Origin of the sequence: Psychroserpens mesophilus (assembly GCF_000826645.1) — a bacterium.
Lineage (GTDB): Bacteria > Bacteroidota > Bacteroidia > Flavobacteriales > Flavobacteriaceae > Psychroserpens > Psychroserpens mesophilus.
Genome location: NZ_JXJP01000006.1, coordinates 162,593 through 178,951, shown reverse-complemented (window position 1 = coordinate 178,951; position 16,359 = coordinate 162,593). Strand labels below are relative to the sequence as shown.

Below are 16,359 nucleotides of genomic sequence, written 5' to 3'. Positions count from 1 at the left end.
GGTTTACTCCAAGCCAAGACTTTTGATATATGCTTTGTTATTCATAGGTCGTCCTAAAAACTCTTCAACAGTTTCATCAACTGGTCGCTGACTTCCATTTGCTAAAATTAATTTTCTATACTTCACACCTGTTTGCTGGTCACGCAATCCATTCTTCTCAAATACGGTAAACATATCCTGTGCATAGACTTCAGACCATAAATACCCATAATAATATACTGGATGTGTATTGATATGAATCCAACTTGCCTGAGGATGAGTTCCTTCAATATACCAATCCATTACACCCATTTGTTTATCAATGTCTTTCCATAGCTGGTCTGTATCTAAAGGTTGATTCGGATTATATTTGTCATATAAATTCATATCATAAATACAGTTTCTCAATGAGCCTTGAGCTGATAAACCAGACGATACGTTTTTAGCATTGACCATATTATCAAACAGTGCTTTAGGTAAAACTTCTCCTGTTTCATAGTGTTTTGCAAAAGCACTTAAGGTGTTATAATCCCAAATCCAGTTTTCAAAAATTTGTGACATCGCTTCTACAAAATCACTTTTTGTATCGGCTTGTAAACTGTATTCGCCTTCATAAGCCATAGCATCCATAATATGTCCGAACTCATGAAACAACGTACTTAATTCGTTATGAGAAATCATAGACGGGATTTTATCAGTTCCTTTTGTAAAATTGCCTAAAAGCATAGCTACAGGAACTTCATAACCATTTTCCATTTGTTTACCTGTTGATAAAGGCACTGCGTAAAACCAGGATTCTTTAAATGGTCGTGGATATAAATCTAAATAGAAGCGACCTTTTAAGGTGCCATTTTCAAATACCTCATATGCTTGCACATCTTCATGCCATACTGAAGCATTTTCTATTTTTCTGAACTCTAAGTCCAGAAGTTCTTGATACAAGTCGAACAAGCCTTCTAAGCATGCGTCAACAGGTAAATATTCTCGAATTTTTTCAGTATCAACCTGGTAGTCGGTTTTTAAGATTTGATTTTTATAATAGGAAACATCCCAAGGATTTAAAGCTTTGTCAGTATCAATATTATCTAGTTTTTTTCTGGCTGTTTTTAGTATTTCAATATCCTGAATTGCTTTTTCTTTAGATTCGGCTACTAAATCTTCAATAAACTTCCATACTGTTTCTGGATTACTAGCCATTTTAGGAACTAAATTATATTCAGCATAAGATTTATAACCCATTAATTGTGAGAGTTGATAACGCTTTTTTACCAACTGATTTAAGATGTCAATATTTTTTTCGGCACCTCGATTTGAATACAACATTTGGTATTGCTTTCTGGTTTCAGGACGCGTGGCATTATCCATAACTGGTCCTCCAGTTGAAGGTTGAGCAGGAATTTCGTAAGTGCCGTTTTCAGTTCTGTAGGTGTCTTTAAAACTTTCTGGTAGTCCGTCTGCTCCTGCTTCATCTAATGTTAATACTAAGTTAGCCGTATTCATATTCGTGGAATACTGAGAGGTTAAATCGGTAATTTCAGACTTAAGAGTTTTAAATTTTTCTAATTTATCTTCTGAAAGATTAACGCCAGATTGCACAAATTCTTTGATAATATCATCAACAAAGCGTTGTCTTCTGTCATTCAATTCAGAATAAGCATCAGAAGCCTTAAAGGTTTCGAATTGGTTAAATAAGGTTTTATCTGATGTAATAGCAGTATTTAAAGAATCTACTTTTTGCGAATACTCTAAACCTTTAGCTCTTGTAATAGAATCAGTTGATGTCCAGTACAACATGAATGAATTTCTACCAGCCTGACCTAATTTATTCATTGCTGCATCAAATGGAAGAAACGTATTTTCTAATGTTGGAGAGGCTTCTTTTTTAATATTTTCAAGGATAAGATTGGCCTTTTCAATTTCGTAACTCACATACTCTTGAATAGATTCACCAGTAACTTTAGCATAATCAAAAGGCTCATTCAAAGCAACGTTGAACGGATTGTCTTTTTGTAATTCAGTATGTTGTTTTTGAGTTTCTTTTTCAGAACAATTCATAAGTGACAATAATACAATAACAGCAGTTAGTTTTTTCATTTGAAATAAAATTTAAGTCGTTACAAATATATCATTCCTAAACTATAAATACTTCATATAGAAAAAAAGCCTCATGAAATTCTTTCGAATTACACAAGGCCTTAACGTATAAAATTTAAAGAATTAATGTGTATTAAACACTTCTTTTCGTTTTTTTAATTGCTTTTCTAAATCTTTAATAGTTTCTCTTACAGCGACTTCATACTGTGCTTCATCAGAAGTTGCGAATATTCGAGGGCCAGGTAAACTTAATTCTATGTCACAGATTTTACCCTTCGTGTGACTATTGTCGTCTTGTTTGAATCTAACCGCTGCTCCTATTAAAAATTCATATCTATTGAATAATTTTGCTAGTTTTTCTTCTGTAAATGTGTTTAAAGTTTCGCTCACGTCAACATTGACATATCTGATATTTACATTCATAATCGATCTTGTTTTTAATTAATTTTAATATCTAAATTTACGAAATTGAAAAGTATTTTTGAATGACAAAAATCATAAAGTATTGGTAAATTTGACATTCTATACATCTATTCAAAGATTACAATTTCCGACATATCAAACCAAGTTGAATAGAACTCCTGATGAATTTTCTCGATACTGTTGCGCTTAACTTTCATACTCGGTGTTGTCAATCCGTTAGCAACGTTCCAATCCTCTTTCATAATCACTACTTTTTCTAGACGTTCATGTTTTTCAAGAGACGGATTAATAGCTGACATACTTGTTTGAAGTGACCGAATTAAATCTTGACTTGACTTTGCCCTACCAAGTTCAGATAAGGTTATTAAAGCGATAGGCTGCGGAATTCCAATTCCCACAATACATATTTGTTCAATGTCTGTATTGCCTGCCATCAATAACTCAATATGCGATGGAGAGATATATTTGCCCTTATCGGTTTTAAACTGATCTTTAACACGGCCAACAATGCTTAAAAATCCGTCGTGATCAAATTCTCCCATATCACCAGTTTTCAGATAGCCTTCATCATCAAAAACTTGAGCTGTTAACTCCGGAGCTTTATAATAGCCCATCATTAAACATTTATTTTTAATACAAATTTCACCTTCAGGAGACAATTTAGCTCTTACATTATCAAAGGTTTTACCCACTGAACCTATTTTACTAGCACCAGGTTTATTAAAATGAGACACACAACAATCTTCTGTCATTCCATAACCTTGATAGATTGTGATATCCAGCTTCAGGTACCATTGTACAATTTCTGAAGCAATTGGTGCTGCAGCTGAAGCAATAAAAACAGCCTCTTTAAGTCCTAATTTTTGCTTTAATTTATTGATAATTAATTTATTAATAAATGGAATTTTCAATAAAACATTAAGGTTTTTCTGTGGAATAGACTCTAGAATTTTTTCCCTGAACTTCGTCCATATTCTTGGTACAGCAAAAAACAAATTTGGCTGAACGGCTTCTAAATCTTTAGCAAAAGTATCAAGAGATTCGGCAAACGTAATAGATCCTCCCAATACCATTCCTGCATTTATAAGCAATCGTTCTGCCACATGAGCTAAAGGCAAATAAGAAAATAACTTTGGTTTGTTATCTAAGGTAAATTCACGAACTAAAGTAGACGACGATTCCATAAAATTACTACCAGAATGCATCACACCTTTGGGTGTTCCTGTAGTTCCAGAAGTGTAAATAATAGTATGAAGTGCGTTTGAATCTGTTTGTTGCACCTCAATTAACGGTTTTGTGTTTTCAATAATATCTTCCCATACAATTCCATCAAAAACTCCAAAAAGTCCAATACTAATTCTCGGAATATCTGGTATGCCTTCTTTTTGAGACTTATAATCATCTAATTTACCAACTATAATAGCTTTGGTATCACTGTGATTCAAAATCTGGTGCATTGTTGTACTATTCAATGTAGGATATATGGGAATTGAAACAAAACCAGCCATCATAATAGCCAAATCTGCCATAACCCAATGGGCACAATTTTTTGAAAACAGAGCAATATGACTTCGGTCAGGAAGATTTAAAGATTTGAGATAAGCAGCTATCTTACGAGCTTCTAGTCCAGCCTCTTTGAACGTAAATGTGAGTTTATTTCCACTAACTGGCTGATTTAAAAAAATCTGGTTTAGTGATTCTGCTTCCCAATAAAGAAAGGCTTCAAGAGGTGATTTAAATTCTTGCATTCTTGTTTGTAGTTAGTAGAAACTAAAGATAGCTAAAGTTTTTGAGTAAAAGAATAACAAAAAAATGAATGCATTAAAGTATCTTTGATAGCACAAATTTAAAGATCATGCAACTCGTTTTCGCCACAAATAACCTCAACAAACTTAAAGAGGTACAATCCCTAATTCCAAAGCACATCAAACTCTTAAGCCTAAAAGATATTGGTTGTTTTGAAGACCTTCCGGAAACCCAATTAACAATTGAAGGAAATGCCATTCAGAAAGCTGAATATATAAAAGAACATTATGGGTTTGATTGCTTTGCAGATGACACTGGCTTAGAAATTAAAGCATTAAACAATGAACCAGGTGTTTATAGTGCGCGTTATGCTGGCGAACAACGCGATGCGAATGATAATATGAATCAATTACTACGTAATCTTGAAGAAAAAGCTCATAGAATTGCCCAGTTTAAAACAGTTATCGCACTGCATCTCCATGGTGAATTAGAAACTTTTACTGGGATTTGTAAAGGCGAAATCACCCAAACCAAGCATGGACAAGGTGGCTTTGGCTATGATCCAATTTTTAAAGCCGAAGGTTATGATAAAACATTCGCAGAAATGTCTTTAGAAGAGAAAAACAAGATTGGACATCGTGGCAAAGCCATTCAAAAGCTGATTGATTTTCTAATGATTACATCAAGATGATTCTTTAATTTTTTAGTTTAGTTTTAGACATAAATATTTATTGTATGAAAAAAATTTTACTGGTTTTCTTTATCATTACTTGTTATTCTTGTAACACAGACGATTCTCCCTCTATTGTAAATGATGTCTCACAACAACACTTAGTATCTAAAATTATTTCAACCTCTTTTGTGCTTGGTGAACCAGAAATCATCAACAGTAAAACCTATGTAAATAACAGGCCAATAGTTGATTCCATTTACAGTATTTCAAATGATACATGGATTTACATCAACTTCTTTTATGAAAATGACAGATTAGTTCTTAGAAAAGTTAGTAGTTCTGCGTCAAATCAAATTGAAGAATTTCTTATAGATTATGATGGTTTAGGTAGAATAAGTCAAACAACTGAGATAACTAATACCTACACAAGCACGACTTCTTTCACATATGAAGATCAATTTATAACTAGTGAAAACAATGACAATGGAGAAATAACCACAAAAATTTTTCAGCTTAATAATGATGGAATTATTTACAAAGAGGTTAATTCTAATGAAACTATTGAAATTCAATATGATGAAGATTATAATGTAATGTCACTCAATTCATCAGCAATACCTTTATCAACTTACACTTACGATCAGAATCTACTTCCTCCTAATAATTTCCAATTTTTTAGAAATTTTATGTTTGGAGACTATAAAAACAATTACGTGCTATATGAAAACAATATTGGAAGCGCTGTATTTAGTGATATTGCAATTGTTCCAAAATATCACCTATCAGTAGCAAACAGTTTATTTTCGCACACCTTCGAATGGACTTATACTAATGGTTATCCAACCAGTAGAGTGACAATAGATGAGAACAATCATCTCGTTTTTAAAATTGATTATTTTTACAACTGACTGTTCTGAGATATAAAAGTGGAGCTCATCACAACAAGGTCGTTCGATAATTACTACTAAATAATTCAACAACTAAAAAGACCTTACTTTTGAGTAAGGTCTTTTTTATATACAAAAGTTCACGAATTAGTAACATTTGAGAAAAACACTGTATGCTGTGTGTTGCATTCTAACGCAATAGAAACTGTTTCAATTTGAACTTTCTGTCATCTGTACTTACAGGAGTTTCACTCATTCTTTGGGTTGTTGGATAATTAAAGATCTCGTAATAACTTCCATCTTCATCAATTAACTTATAGTTTCCTACACCAACTTCATAGGTGTAAATTTCTTCCCAAGTCCAACCATCACCACTCTCCGAAATAGATTCTAAAAGTCCTTGTGTATTATAGCTGTAATATATGCTATCGTCCAATTGCCAACTATTATTATAGTAGTCATAATCGTCAATTTGAATGACTTTATTTCCAGAATAATGATAAACAGTTTTATCAGAAATTTCCCAAATATCATTGTTGTAGTAGAACTCCAATAACTCTGTTAAATTACCATTGGTATATGAAAATTCATATTTATAATCTAACTCTTCGACACCTTCATAATAACTGTATTCAATAATTTCCTGTAGGTTTTCGCCATTATAGGTACAGACATATTTATAATGTAATTCTCCATTATCATAACTCTCAACTTTGATTAATTTAGAGCCACTATAGGTAAAAACTTGTCTGGAAACAAAATTCATGTAGGTATATTTGATTTCTACAACTTTCCCGTTTACAATTTTTATTTCCTGTGATGACTGCATTTCTTGCTCAACCCAATCATCTCCATCTTTGTAAAAGCGCGTAGAATACACCCAGTCACCTTCATAATCAAATTCTGTTTTTCTGTCTTCTACCCAAGTACCGTTTTCCTTATCAAGTTCAATAATTTCTATGAGACGTTTATCAAGATAATTATAAAGAGATTTATCTTCATACATATTTGAACCTGAAATTTCAGTGCTAACTTTTTCTGCAACTCGATACGTTATGGTTGCAGGATTATCAATATTTCCATCGTCATCATTATTACACCCTGTAAACATTAGGGCAAAACAAAACATAATGAGAATAGAAAAAACGCTTGTAATAAATTTAGTAGTTTTCATAATTATTAAGTTTTATATATTAGTAAATACTCAACATTGAGTAAATTTTTCTCACCTTTTAACTATTGAAAAGTTAAGGGAAAAGCCAAAATCTTACAATGATATTGATCATTTTACATCATATTTTCACGAGAGAATTAGTAAAAAAAACAGTACATGGTAATGTTGAATAAACTACTTAAAGAAATGTCGTTTGAAGGTGATGACAAATGTAAGTACACCAGAATATTGAATATCCAAATAATAGTCTATCTTTGCACCTTGAAAAAATCCGTAGTTAGGATTTTGTAAATTCCTCAGAGTGAGGATGTGTTACCTAGAAGTTTAAGTGTTTAGTATGTCGATTCGCTTCTTTTGTAACACCAAAGAACATAATCGAATACAAAACAAACGAATGAACACATTCAAAGAACTCGGTCTCAATGAAGACCTATTAGCTGCTATTAACGATTTAGGATTTGAAACGCCTAGTGATGTACAAGCAAAAGCAATTCCAATTTTATTAGAAAAAGATACCGATTTGGTTGCCTTGGCGCAAACAGGAACAGGTAAAACTGCAGCATTTGGGTTTCCAATGCTACAAAAAATAAATATTGATAGTCGCACCACACAAGGATTGATTCTCTCTCCTACTCGTGAGTTGTGTTTGCAAATTACCAACGAACTAAAACTCTATGGAAAGTATTGCAAAGGACTTAATGTGACTGCCATTTATGGTGGAGCAAGTATCACAGACCAAGCTAGATCTGTAAAACGTGGCGCACAAATTATTGTGGCTACTCCTGGTCGTATGAAAGATATGATTAGCAGAAATATGGTTGATATTTCTAAAATTGAATTTTCTGTTTTAGATGAAGCCGATGAAATGTTAAACATGGGTTTTTATGAAGATATTACAGATATCTTATCGCATACACCAAAAGATAAAAACACATGGTTGTTTTCTGCAACGATGCCAAAAGAGGTCTCTAATATTGCAAAAAAATTCATGCATAGTCCTATTGAAATTACAGTAGGAAATAAAAATGAAAGTACAAATCAAGTTTCTCACGAATACTATCTGGTAAATGCTAGAGATCGTTACCAGGCTTTAAAACGTTTATCCGATGCTAATCCAGATATCTTTTCTGTGATTTTCTGTCGAACCAAACGCGACACTCAAAAAGTTGCTGAAAACTTAATCGAAGATGGTTATAGTGCAGGCGCTTTACATGGTGATTTAAGTCAGAACCAACGTGATTTGGTGATGAAATCGTTTAGAAACAAACAAATACAAATGCTAGTTGCGACAGATGTTGCGGCTCGTGGTATTGATGTTGACGATATTACACACGTTATTAATTACCAGTTACCAGATGAAATTGAAACCTATACGCATCGTTCTGGTCGTACTGGTCGTGCAGGAAAAACAGGTGTTTCGATGGTAATTGTTTCTAAAAGTGAGGTTCGTAAAATTAAAAGTATCGAACGCATCATTAAGAAAGAATTTGAGAAAAAAGAAATTCCTGATGGTATGGAAATCTGCGAAGTGCAGCTAATGTCACTCGCAAATAAAATCCATAATACTGAGGTAAATCATGAAATTGATAAATATCTTGATAGTATTAACAACTTATTTGCTGATACTGATAAGGATGAATTGATAAAAAAATTCTTTTCTGTTGAATTTACACGTTTCTTTAATTACTATCAAAAATCGAAAGACCTTAACGTTAGTGATTCCTCTCGTGGAAGCGAACGCGAAAGCGGACGAGATTATGGTGGAAGCAAAAACGAAACACGATACTTTATTAATGTAGGACGAAAAGATGGTTATGACTGGATGAAACTGAAAGATTTCTTAAAAGAAGTTTTAGAGTTAGGTCGTGACGATGTGTTTAAAGTCGATGTTAAAGATAGTTTTTCATTTTTTAATACTGAAAAAGAGTTACAGGAAAAGGTACTTGCCTTTTTTACAGATTACAAGCATGACGGACGATTTGTTAATGTTGAAGTTAGTGAAGATAAAGGTGGAAGAAGTCGTGGTGGACGTCGAGATGGTGGAAACCGAAAACGCAATGATAGTAAACCAAGAGGTGAAAGACGCTCATCGGGAAGACGAAGTGATTCTGGTTCTGGAAACAGAAGTGATAGACGTTCATCAGGAAGACGAAGTGATTCTGGTTCTGGAAACAGAAGTGACCGACGAAGTTCTGGAGGAGACTCAAGACCTCCTAGACGATCAGAAAGTAGTTCGGTCTCTGACAGACCAAGACGTTCAAGACGTAGAGATTAAATATATAAACCTCGTAACAATTGTGTTGCGAGGTTTTTTTAAACCTTCTTGTTAATATTAAGTCAAATTATGAGGCATAAATACCGTTTTTTAATATTGTTTACTACTTTTATATCGTAATTTTAATACATGAGACACCTACAAGCATTTGCTTTCCTTTTTTTTACAACTGTAATTTGTTATGCTCAAGATCCAACATCTGTAATGGGAACCGTTATTGATGTCTCAACAGATTTACCCATAGATCGTGTAAATATTGTGAATTTGAATCAAGTCATAGGTACCTCATCTAACGACGATGGTGAATTTGAAATTAAGGCGAATGTCAATGATACGCTACATTTCTCGTATTTAGGTTATAAATCGATAAAAGTAAGAGTGACTAACGATTGGCTTAAATTTGGGAAAACCAAAATAGGCATGACTGAATTGGCTTTGGCTTTAGAGGAAGTTGTCGTGAATCAATTAAAATTAACGGGTTATTTAGCTGTAGATATTAAACAAGTTCCTATAAAATCGAATTACAGATATAGTATTTCAGGCCTGTCAAACAAAGGTTATGAAGCTGGAGACCGAAGACCTAATGCAGTTAATAAAGTGCTAGGTGCTATTTTTAATCCAGCAGATTTCTTACACAACATCTTTGGAAAAAAACCCAACGAATTGCGTAAGCTCAAAAAAATGAAGCAAGATGATGAGATTAGGAATAATCTAGCATCGCGCTTTGATCGAGAAATGCTTTTGGTCTTGCTACAAGTCGATAAATATGACTTAGACGAAATTATAAATCAGTGTAATTACTCTAAAGATTTTATTGAAACGGCTAACGATCTTCAAGTCCTTGATGCGATTAGTGAATGCTACGAAGAATACAAAGTTCTAAGTCGAAGCAGTACGAAATCAGGCAGATTTTAAAGATTTCTGTAGTTGAAATTGTTTTGTAGTTCTTGCAAAATATACTAACCACGTCACGATTCCAATAAATTTAGTACCATCTTCTAAGAGTTTAGTAATGTAAGGCGTTACATCTCGAATAAAATTATCGATAAGCATCGAAATTCCAAACCATCCCAAAGCAAGTACAAACAGTATAAAGTCTGTAGTAAGAATAAGTTTATAATATTTATATAGATATACCAACATCATGATACCATAGGCCAGAAACACTACTTTTTGATGTATTCCCAAAGACGGAAATAAGGTTTCATGAAACATAAAAGCATCGTCTAAACCAAGAAGCAATGTGATATAAATTGAAGCTTTTATAAAACTCTTATGCTCGATAGTTTCAATAAACTGAATACTATACACACAAATTGCTGCAGTCGCAGACCATAACAAAATACCTGTTTGGGATAGAATTCCTGCATAAATAGGAAGCTCTCCAATTACTGCTAAATCATTTGTAAGAATTTCTAATGGTACATTTTCATAAAAATGAATGCTCAATAATGTCCCTAACATGACGAGTCCGACAATAGAAATTATCAAAAATGGGAAGAGCAGCGTTTTAAATTGATGGACCAAAACACTCATCTTATTTTAATTTAATAGCTAATTAAAACGAATCTATCAATCTAAAATCGGATAACAAACTATATCACTTTAAATGCCAAAATATCAGACTATTAGCATTAATTAACATATTATTGTCGCGAATGTAAGGCGATTCTATTCCCTTCTGAATCAATAAAAGCTCCCATAAAACCATGTTCGGGAGAAATTTGAGTTTTAGGTTGATAAATATTTCCTCCAGCTGAAACGACTCTGTCTAATTCAAGTTGAACATCAACTGAATTGAAATACACTAATGTACCTTCCTGACTGGGTATATACGATTCTTGCTTAATTAAAGTTCCTGTTGCTCCAGGTTTAGATTCGTCAAAAGGAAACCAACCCATTAACATGCCTCCAAAGTCATGAATTGATACTTCTATTTCAAAAACAGTTTCATAGAATCGCTTTGCTCTATCCATATCATTTACTGGAATTTCAAACCAGCCTACCACATTTTGTTTCATATTAAAAAATTAATAAGTTTTACTATTTCAATTATTCTTGGTAAAAACGCTCAATAATATCGTCATAACTTTTAATCGTCTTTTTACACCAATCTAAACGTTTCTCTTGCTGTTCGGCTTCAGTGAGTTGCCAATTTAAATTTGATTGCTTTAATTTTGTAGTGACATGCTGTAAAATGATAGCTGCTGAAACTGAAATATTCAAACTCTCTGTAAATCCAGACATGGGAATTTTTAAAAAACAATCTGCGTGATCGATAACCTCCTGAGATAAGCCTTCGGTCTCTCTTCCGAAGAAAAAACAAGACTTCTTGGTCACATCAAAATCATGAAGCATAGCATCGTTTTCATGAGGAGTTGTCGCTACAATTTGATAACCTTTATGTTTTAATGATGAAATGGCATCCTTAACAGAATTATACCGATTTAAATCCACCCATTTTTGTGCTCCCATAGCAATTTCACGATCTATACGCTTACTGTTTAATTCTTCTACAATATGAACTTCCTGAATGCCAAATACATCACAACTTCTAATTACTGCACTTGTATTATGTAATTGATAGACGTCTTCAGTAGCTACTGTAAAATGTTTTGTACGTTGCGACAATACTTTTATAAAACGCTCTTTACGAGATTCTGTCAGGTATGATTCTAAATGTTCCAGAAGCTTTAAATCTATCATAGATGTAAAAATAAAAAAACCCAACCAAAAGGCTGGGATTCAAGTTATTTTTATCTAATTCTTATTAATTTATTCCAATATCTCCTTGAGCAACTAATGTTGCTAATTCATTCACACTTAAATGCACATTGATATAACCATCTACAGATAACACATCGTCATATCCAAATGCGGTATCATCGTCAAGTGCAGCAACATTTGACACACTCATACCTGTTAAACCATCAACTGGAGTAAAGGTGTATAAAATGCTTCCAGGCGCAGTAGCCACGCTTCCCATATGAATATGTGCAGGATGCGTTCCATCATTTGGTGTTCCTACCAAAGACAACAAGGCCAGCGCTTCGCCATTATTTCTTTCGAAAAACACAGCAAAACCATTAATTCCTGGAACGTCAACTGTTGCTAGATTATATGTTACCGAGTTTCCTGTTAAATCATTTTGACCAATATCACCTTGAGCTACTATAGTTCCTAAATCATCGGCAGCTAAATGAATATTGATATAGCCATCAAAATCTAATATATCTGTGTATCCAAAACTTGAGTTATCGTCAAGTGCAGAAACATTTGTTTGGCTAATACCTGTAAATCCAATCACAGGATTAAAGGTAAACGCTATGGCTCCGCCTTCAGCAGCTGTATTCATATGAATATGCCCAGGATGAATGTCTGTATCAAAAGTTCCATCTAACGCTATCACAGCTAAAGCCTCCCCGTTTTCACGTTCAGAAAAAGTTGCTGTTCCACTAATGTTGGGAACATCTGCAGTTGCTAAATCATAAACCACAGTGTTGCCTGTTAAACCATTTTGTCCGATATCGCCTTGAGCCACTATAGTACCTAAGTCCGTAGCACTAAAATGCACGTTAATATAGCCATCAAAATCTAACAGTTGGTCATAAGAAATTGCTGTTCCTCCTTGGTCATCGTTTAGAGCAGACACAGTAGTGGTACTAAATCCGGTATCTCCATTTACAGATTCTAAGGTTATAGCAATGTCACCTGACTCTGCTGCTGTATTAAAATGAATATGTGCTGGATGAATACCACCTGTTGGTGTTCCAACCAATTGAAGTTCTATTGTGGTCGAGCCATCTAGATTTTCAATAAATTTTGCTTCTCCTGAAATTGCAGGATCAGCAACTGACACTAATTGATATGTTTTGGTATCTCCCATAAAAGGGTCACCTACCTGTATAGCGTCATCATCACTACTGCAACTGGTAAAGAATGCTACAGGAATAATTAATAGAAGTTTTACTAATGTTTTCATAATATTTTTTGTTTTATTGATTCGTTTTCAATCTAGGCTTATCTTTAATTTTTAATTGATGCAATCCCGAATTATGTTGACGCAATTCACTGAAATGTTTAATTTTAATATTTTAAATGAACTATGAAAAAACACATTGTTGTATTAACTGGTGCTGGTATGAGTGCCGAAAGTGGATTAAAAACCTTTAGAGATGCCAACGGATTATGGGAAGGACATGATGTTATGGAAGTTGCAACACCTGAAGGTTTTCGTCGAAATCCAGAATTAGTTTTAGAATTCTACAATCAGCGTCGTAAACAATTATTAGACGTCGAACCTAATGCAGCACATTTTGATTTAGCACAATTAGAAACTGATTTTAATGTTACTATCATTACTCAAAATGTTGATGATTTACATGAACGTGCTGGCAGCAGTAACGTTATTCATTTACATGGTGAACTCTTAAAAGTAAGAAGTACAGGAAATGAAATTGACATTCAATCCTGGAGTAATGATCTTGTTCTTGGTGATGTTTGCCCGAAAGGCTATCAGTTGCGACCTCATATAGTATGGTTTGGTGAAGCAGTACCTATGATTGAAGAAGCTATGGCCATATGTGCAACAGCTGACACGTTGGTCATAATTGGAACTTCCATGCAAGTCTATCCTGCAGCTAGTTTAATACATTATGTTCCTGAAAATACTGTAACTTATTTTATTGACCCTAATCCTGCCATGGAAAGTCAAGGTCATTTCAAAGTAATCCCTGAAACGGCTACACAAGGATTGAAAATCCTTAAAACACTACTGTAATTACTTCTATTATAATTATCACTAGCAATAAAACAACTTTAATCATCTTCTGAAAGTTTAAAAAAGTCGTTAACAGGCTTATCGAATACATCTGAAAGCTTTAAAGCTAAAACCGTAGAGGGTACATATCTGTTTGCTTCAATCGAGTTTATAGTTTGTCTGGAAACGCCAATTTTTTTTGCAAGATCATCTTGAGTCAGACTCAAAATAGCGCGCTCTACTTTTATTGTGTTTTCCATTATCTCATACGTTTTAAAGCATTAAAACATAACAACTGCACCATAAGAATAAATAACAAAACCTGAAAATCGCCTAAATCATGAAATGCTTCGCCTTCTGGTTTTAAAGCATTAGAAACACCATAATCAACCAAAGGCATAACCAAAGCATAAATAACACCTGCTATAAAAGCATAGGTATAAGATTGCATTCTCAATTTCACAACCAATTCATCTTCATCTTTATCTCTGGCAACAGACATGAGCAACATTCCAATTAATAGTGTCTTTTGTAAAACAAGCTTCAACCATTCTGTATCGCCTTCTAAAGCAAAGGCTCGATAAAACATGGCAGCTATTGATAAGCCTGCAATTAATAAACCAACTTTATTAAAATAGGCTGGCAACCTAAAATTTATAAGTCTTTCAAGTCCTTTTCGTTCACATTCTATATAATTCTGTTTTCCCATAACTGACAAGTTTGTTTTATATTAAGTAAAATTATTTTTACTATATGACAAATATACTTTACATTTTTAAATATTCCAAAAAAAACTCTGTTATTTAAAAACAGAGTTAACACTATAATTATGAATCTCAGTATTTAAGAACTCTTCTGTCCCACAAACTGCTGAGTTTTCAGTTTAAATAGCACATTAAATGTAGTTAAACTACCATAGCTACGTGTAATGTACTGCTGAAGATCTATCTTTTCCTGTTCATCAAGATTTTTACTTGAATTGATTTTTTGCTCCATAACGCGAAGTCGATCTCTTACCATCGTTATCTTATGGAAAAAACTATCAATTGGTATTTCTTTGCTTTGTAAACTTGTATCTGCTGGTTCAAGAATAAGTTTTCCACCTTTCCATTTATCAGCAATGGAAACCACTTCTGTAACGTCGCTCCATTTTTTTAAAATTTGAACGAGACTACTTTCCACCTCAAAAAAACTTACCGTATCTACTTCGTCTTCGGCAGCTTCAATCACTTCAAAGTCACTATCAAGTTCAATGGTTTCTAATCCATTTTCAATAAACGTCACCCAGTAATGTTTTGAAGTCACATTAGTAACGACTCCTTTACCGAATTCTGGATGATTAATTCTTGATCCTATTCCTAATAATTTCATGTGTGCATTTTTATAATTTCGCTTCTAAAATAAAAATTAATATGGAATTACAATCTAAGCTGTTCTCTTAATTCTATTTTAGTCTAACCGATAATAGTCTAACATCTACAATTGGCCGGTTCCATTTATCAGTTTTTACTTTGGCGATGGAATCGATAACATCCAAGCCTTCTATAACTTGTCCGAAAACCGTATAGTTTTGATCCAAGTGAGGCGTTCCTCCTATTGTTTTATATACTTCACGATGTGCTAACGGAATTTTATACGCTTCAAAGTCGGTAAATTTTTCAGTTAATACATTGATACTATCATTTAAAATATTGTATCGTTTTTCATCCTCTTCAGCCTTTTTTAAAGCCTTCCACAGTAGAGCATTTTCAGGTAAATTTAAAACATAATGTCTTGCCATCATGTTATTTATTCGCGATTCTGCGACATCAAGAAGACTATCATTAAAGACTTTTCCCTGAACGACAAAAAACTGCATCGCACTTGAAACTCTATCCAGTGTTTCTTCTCTGGCCGTAGACAAAGCGCCTTTTCTATGGAATAAATCAGCTCTAAATTCAGCTGCAATCGAATACTCTAAATCGCCTTCTCCTAGAACTTTACCAGATTGAGCATTTCGACTGTCAGGATCTCCCCCTTGTATCATAAAATGCTCTATCACACGATGAAACAATAAACTATCATAGGCTTTGTCATTGATTAATTTTATAAAATTATCACGATGTAAAGGTGTTTCATTGTAGAGTTCAAAAACCATCGTACCATAATTGGTGGTCATTTCAACCTTTGTACGCTCTTCAGACTTTAAATTATAACTAAAGAATAATAAGCCTATGAGTAATATTAGTACAATTGGTAAGTTGACTTTCATAAAACAGAGAGTTTATATAGACGAAATGATATCAAATTCAAGCCTAAATTAAATTATTAATTTCAATAGACCTAAATAATTAAATCAAACATAATTTA

17 protein-coding genes are annotated in these 16,359 nt (G+C 33.4%); 5 read left to right on the top strand and 12 right to left on the bottom strand.

Annotation, left to right across the window (positions count from 1 at the left end):
- Nucleotides 1–3: 3 nt before the first annotated feature.
- The 3 genes from TD18_RS06940 to TD18_RS06930 all read right to left on the bottom strand — a co-directional run bounded on the left by TD18_RS06940 (nucleotide 4) and on the right by TD18_RS06930 (nucleotide 4,244).
- Entirely contained in the window at nucleotides 4–2,073 is a 2,070-nt protein-coding gene (locus tag TD18_RS06940) for a M3 family metallopeptidase (protein WP_040250414.1), read from the bottom strand.
- A 123-nt stretch (nucleotides 2,074–2,196) separates the two neighbouring features.
- A complete protein-coding gene (hpf, locus tag TD18_RS06935; protein WP_040250411.1) occupies nucleotides 2,197–2,496 on the bottom strand; it encodes a ribosome hibernation-promoting factor, HPF/YfiA family in 300 nt (99 codons plus the stop codon).
- A 107-nt stretch (nucleotides 2,497–2,603) separates the two neighbouring features.
- Nucleotides 2,604–4,244 (bottom strand): AMP-binding protein, encoded by a 1,641-nt coding sequence (locus TD18_RS06930; protein WP_040250407.1) that lies wholly within the window; start codon nucleotides 4,242–4,244, stop codon nucleotides 2,604–2,606.
- A 107-nt stretch (nucleotides 4,245–4,351) separates the two neighbouring features.
- Here TD18_RS06930 and TD18_RS06925 point away from each other — a divergent pair, with 107 nt between their 5' ends.
- Together TD18_RS06925 and TD18_RS06920 are read left to right on the top strand one after the other, a co-directional pair.
- A complete protein-coding gene (locus tag TD18_RS06925; protein WP_040250405.1) occupies nucleotides 4,352–4,933 on the top strand; it encodes a non-canonical purine NTP diphosphatase in 582 nt (193 codons plus the stop codon).
- Nucleotides 4,934–4,977: 44 nt separating this feature from the next.
- Nucleotides 4,978–5,823 carry a hypothetical protein gene (locus tag TD18_RS06920; RefSeq protein WP_040250402.1) on the top strand — a complete coding sequence of 282 codons (846 nt, stop codon included), beginning with the start codon at nucleotides 4,978–4,980 and terminating at the stop codon, nucleotides 5,821–5,823.
- 169 nt (nucleotides 5,824–5,992) lie between these two features.
- Here TD18_RS06920 and TD18_RS06915 read toward each other — a convergent pair whose 3' ends face one another.
- Entirely contained in the window at nucleotides 5,993–6,976 is a 984-nt protein-coding gene (locus TD18_RS06915; RefSeq protein WP_040250400.1) for a hypothetical protein, read from the bottom strand.
- Nucleotides 6,977–7,370: 394 nt separating this feature from the next.
- Here TD18_RS06915 and TD18_RS06910 point away from each other — a divergent pair, with 394 nt between their 5' ends.
- Both TD18_RS06910 and TD18_RS06905 read left to right on the top strand, forming a co-directional pair.
- Nucleotides 7,371–9,251 carry a DEAD/DEAH box helicase gene (locus TD18_RS06910; protein ID WP_040250623.1) on the top strand — a complete coding sequence of 627 codons (1,881 nt, stop codon included), beginning with the start codon at nucleotides 7,371–7,373 and terminating at the stop codon, nucleotides 9,249–9,251.
- A 129-nt stretch (nucleotides 9,252–9,380) separates the two neighbouring features.
- Complete coding sequence (locus tag TD18_RS06905) at nucleotides 9,381–10,166, top strand: carboxypeptidase-like regulatory domain-containing protein (protein WP_040250397.1); 786 nt, start codon at nucleotides 9,381–9,383, stop codon at nucleotides 10,164–10,166.
- Here the strand turns inward: TD18_RS06905 and TD18_RS06900 are convergent.
- From TD18_RS06900 to TD18_RS06885, 4 genes are all read right to left on the bottom strand, one after another.
- Complete coding sequence (locus tag TD18_RS06900; RefSeq protein ID WP_152611328.1) at nucleotides 10,152–10,787, bottom strand: hypothetical protein; 636 nt, start codon at nucleotides 10,785–10,787, stop codon at nucleotides 10,152–10,154. The two genes, TD18_RS06905 and TD18_RS06900, sit on opposite strands and share 15 nt — an antisense overlap.
- A 110-nt stretch (nucleotides 10,788–10,897) precedes the next feature.
- On the bottom strand, nucleotides 10,898–11,272 hold the full coding sequence (locus TD18_RS06895) for a VOC family protein (protein ID WP_040250394.1): 375 nt from the start codon (nucleotides 11,270–11,272) through the stop codon (nucleotides 10,898–10,900).
- 31 nt (nucleotides 11,273–11,303) lie between these two features.
- Nucleotides 11,304–11,957, bottom strand: a complete 654-nt coding sequence (locus tag TD18_RS06890; protein ID WP_040250392.1) for a TrmH family RNA methyltransferase — start codon at nucleotides 11,955–11,957, stop codon at nucleotides 11,304–11,306.
- Between the two features lie 64 nt (nucleotides 11,958–12,021).
- Complete coding sequence (locus TD18_RS06885) at nucleotides 12,022–13,233, bottom strand: CHRD domain-containing protein (protein WP_040250389.1); 1,212 nt, start codon at nucleotides 13,231–13,233, stop codon at nucleotides 12,022–12,024.
- 123 nt (nucleotides 13,234–13,356) lie between these two features.
- Here TD18_RS06885 and TD18_RS06880 point away from each other — a divergent pair, with 123 nt between their 5' ends.
- On the top strand, nucleotides 13,357–14,031 hold the full coding sequence (locus TD18_RS06880) for an SIR2 family NAD-dependent protein deacylase (RefSeq protein ID WP_040250386.1): 675 nt from the start codon (nucleotides 13,357–13,359) through the stop codon (nucleotides 14,029–14,031).
- A gap of 38 nt (nucleotides 14,032–14,069) precedes the next feature.
- Here TD18_RS06880 and TD18_RS06875 read toward each other — a convergent pair whose 3' ends face one another.
- The 4 genes from TD18_RS06875 to TD18_RS06860 form a co-directional block, all read right to left on the bottom strand.
- Nucleotides 14,070–14,270 carry a helix-turn-helix transcriptional regulator gene (locus TD18_RS06875; protein ID WP_040250382.1) on the bottom strand — a complete coding sequence of 67 codons (201 nt, stop codon included), beginning with the start codon at nucleotides 14,268–14,270 and terminating at the stop codon, nucleotides 14,070–14,072.
- A complete protein-coding gene (locus TD18_RS06870; RefSeq protein WP_040250380.1) occupies nucleotides 14,270–14,719 on the bottom strand; it encodes a hypothetical protein in 450 nt (149 codons plus the stop codon). The genes TD18_RS06875 and TD18_RS06870 overlap by 1 nt, the downstream gene beginning before the upstream one ends.
- Nucleotides 14,720–14,853: 134 nt before the next feature.
- Nucleotides 14,854–15,381 (bottom strand): hypothetical protein, encoded by a 528-nt coding sequence (locus TD18_RS06865; protein ID WP_040250378.1) that lies wholly within the window; start codon nucleotides 15,379–15,381, stop codon nucleotides 14,854–14,856.
- 73 nt (nucleotides 15,382–15,454) lie between these two features.
- Nucleotides 15,455–16,261, bottom strand: coding sequence for a peptidylprolyl isomerase (locus TD18_RS06860; RefSeq protein WP_040250375.1), 807 nt, complete (start codon nucleotides 16,259–16,261; stop codon nucleotides 15,455–15,457).
- Between the last annotated feature and the right edge of the window lie 98 nt (nucleotides 16,262–16,359).

Excerpts from the sequence above, each read along its gene's own strand:
- TD18_RS06905 (WP_040250397.1), top strand. The coding sequence starts at position 9,381 with ATGAGACACCTACAAGCATTTGCTTTCCTTTTTTTTACAACTGTAATT.
- TD18_RS06860 (WP_040250375.1), bottom strand. The coding sequence starts at position 16,261 with ATGAAAGTCAACTTACCAATTGTACTAATATTACTCATAGGCTTATTA.
- TD18_RS06925 (WP_040250405.1), top strand. The coding sequence starts at position 4,352 with ATGCAACTCGTTTTCGCCACAAATAACCTCAACAAACTTAAAGAGGTA.
- TD18_RS06870 (WP_040250380.1), bottom strand. The coding sequence starts at position 14,719 with ATGGGAAAACAGAATTATATAGAATGTGAACGAAAAGGACTTGAAAGA.
- TD18_RS06895 (WP_040250394.1), bottom strand. The coding sequence starts at position 11,272 with ATGAAACAAAATGTGGTAGGCTGGTTTGAAATTCCAGTAAATGATATG.
- TD18_RS06920 (WP_040250402.1), top strand. The coding sequence starts at position 4,978 with ATGAAAAAAATTTTACTGGTTTTCTTTATCATTACTTGTTATTCTTGT.
- TD18_RS06865 (WP_040250378.1), bottom strand. The coding sequence starts at position 15,381 with ATGAAATTATTAGGAATAGGATCAAGAATTAATCATCCAGAATTCGGT.
- TD18_RS06910 (WP_040250623.1), top strand. The coding sequence starts at position 7,371 with ATGAACACATTCAAAGAACTCGGTCTCAATGAAGACCTATTAGCTGCT.
- TD18_RS06885 (WP_040250389.1), bottom strand. The coding sequence starts at position 13,233 with ATGAAAACATTAGTAAAACTTCTATTAATTATTCCTGTAGCATTCTTT.
- TD18_RS06930 (WP_040250407.1), bottom strand. The coding sequence starts at position 4,244 with ATGCAAGAATTTAAATCACCTCTTGAAGCCTTTCTTTATTGGGAAGCA.
- TD18_RS06940 (WP_040250414.1), bottom strand. The coding sequence starts at position 2,073 with ATGAAAAAACTAACTGCTGTTATTGTATTATTGTCACTTATGAATTGT.
- TD18_RS06875 (WP_040250382.1), bottom strand. The coding sequence starts at position 14,270 with ATGGAAAACACAATAAAAGTAGAGCGCGCTATTTTGAGTCTGACTCAA.
- TD18_RS06890 (WP_040250392.1), bottom strand. The coding sequence starts at position 11,957 with ATGATAGATTTAAAGCTTCTGGAACATTTAGAATCATACCTGACAGAA.
- hpf (WP_040250411.1), bottom strand. The coding sequence starts at position 2,496 with ATGAATGTAAATATCAGATATGTCAATGTTGACGTGAGCGAAACTTTA.
- TD18_RS06900 (WP_152611328.1), bottom strand. The coding sequence starts at position 10,787 with ATGAGTGTTTTGGTCCATCAATTTAAAACGCTGCTCTTCCCATTTTTG.
- TD18_RS06915 (WP_040250400.1), bottom strand. The coding sequence starts at position 6,976 with ATGAAAACTACTAAATTTATTACAAGCGTTTTTTCTATTCTCATTATG.
- TD18_RS06880 (WP_040250386.1), top strand. The coding sequence starts at position 13,357 with ATGAAAAAACACATTGTTGTATTAACTGGTGCTGGTATGAGTGCCGAA.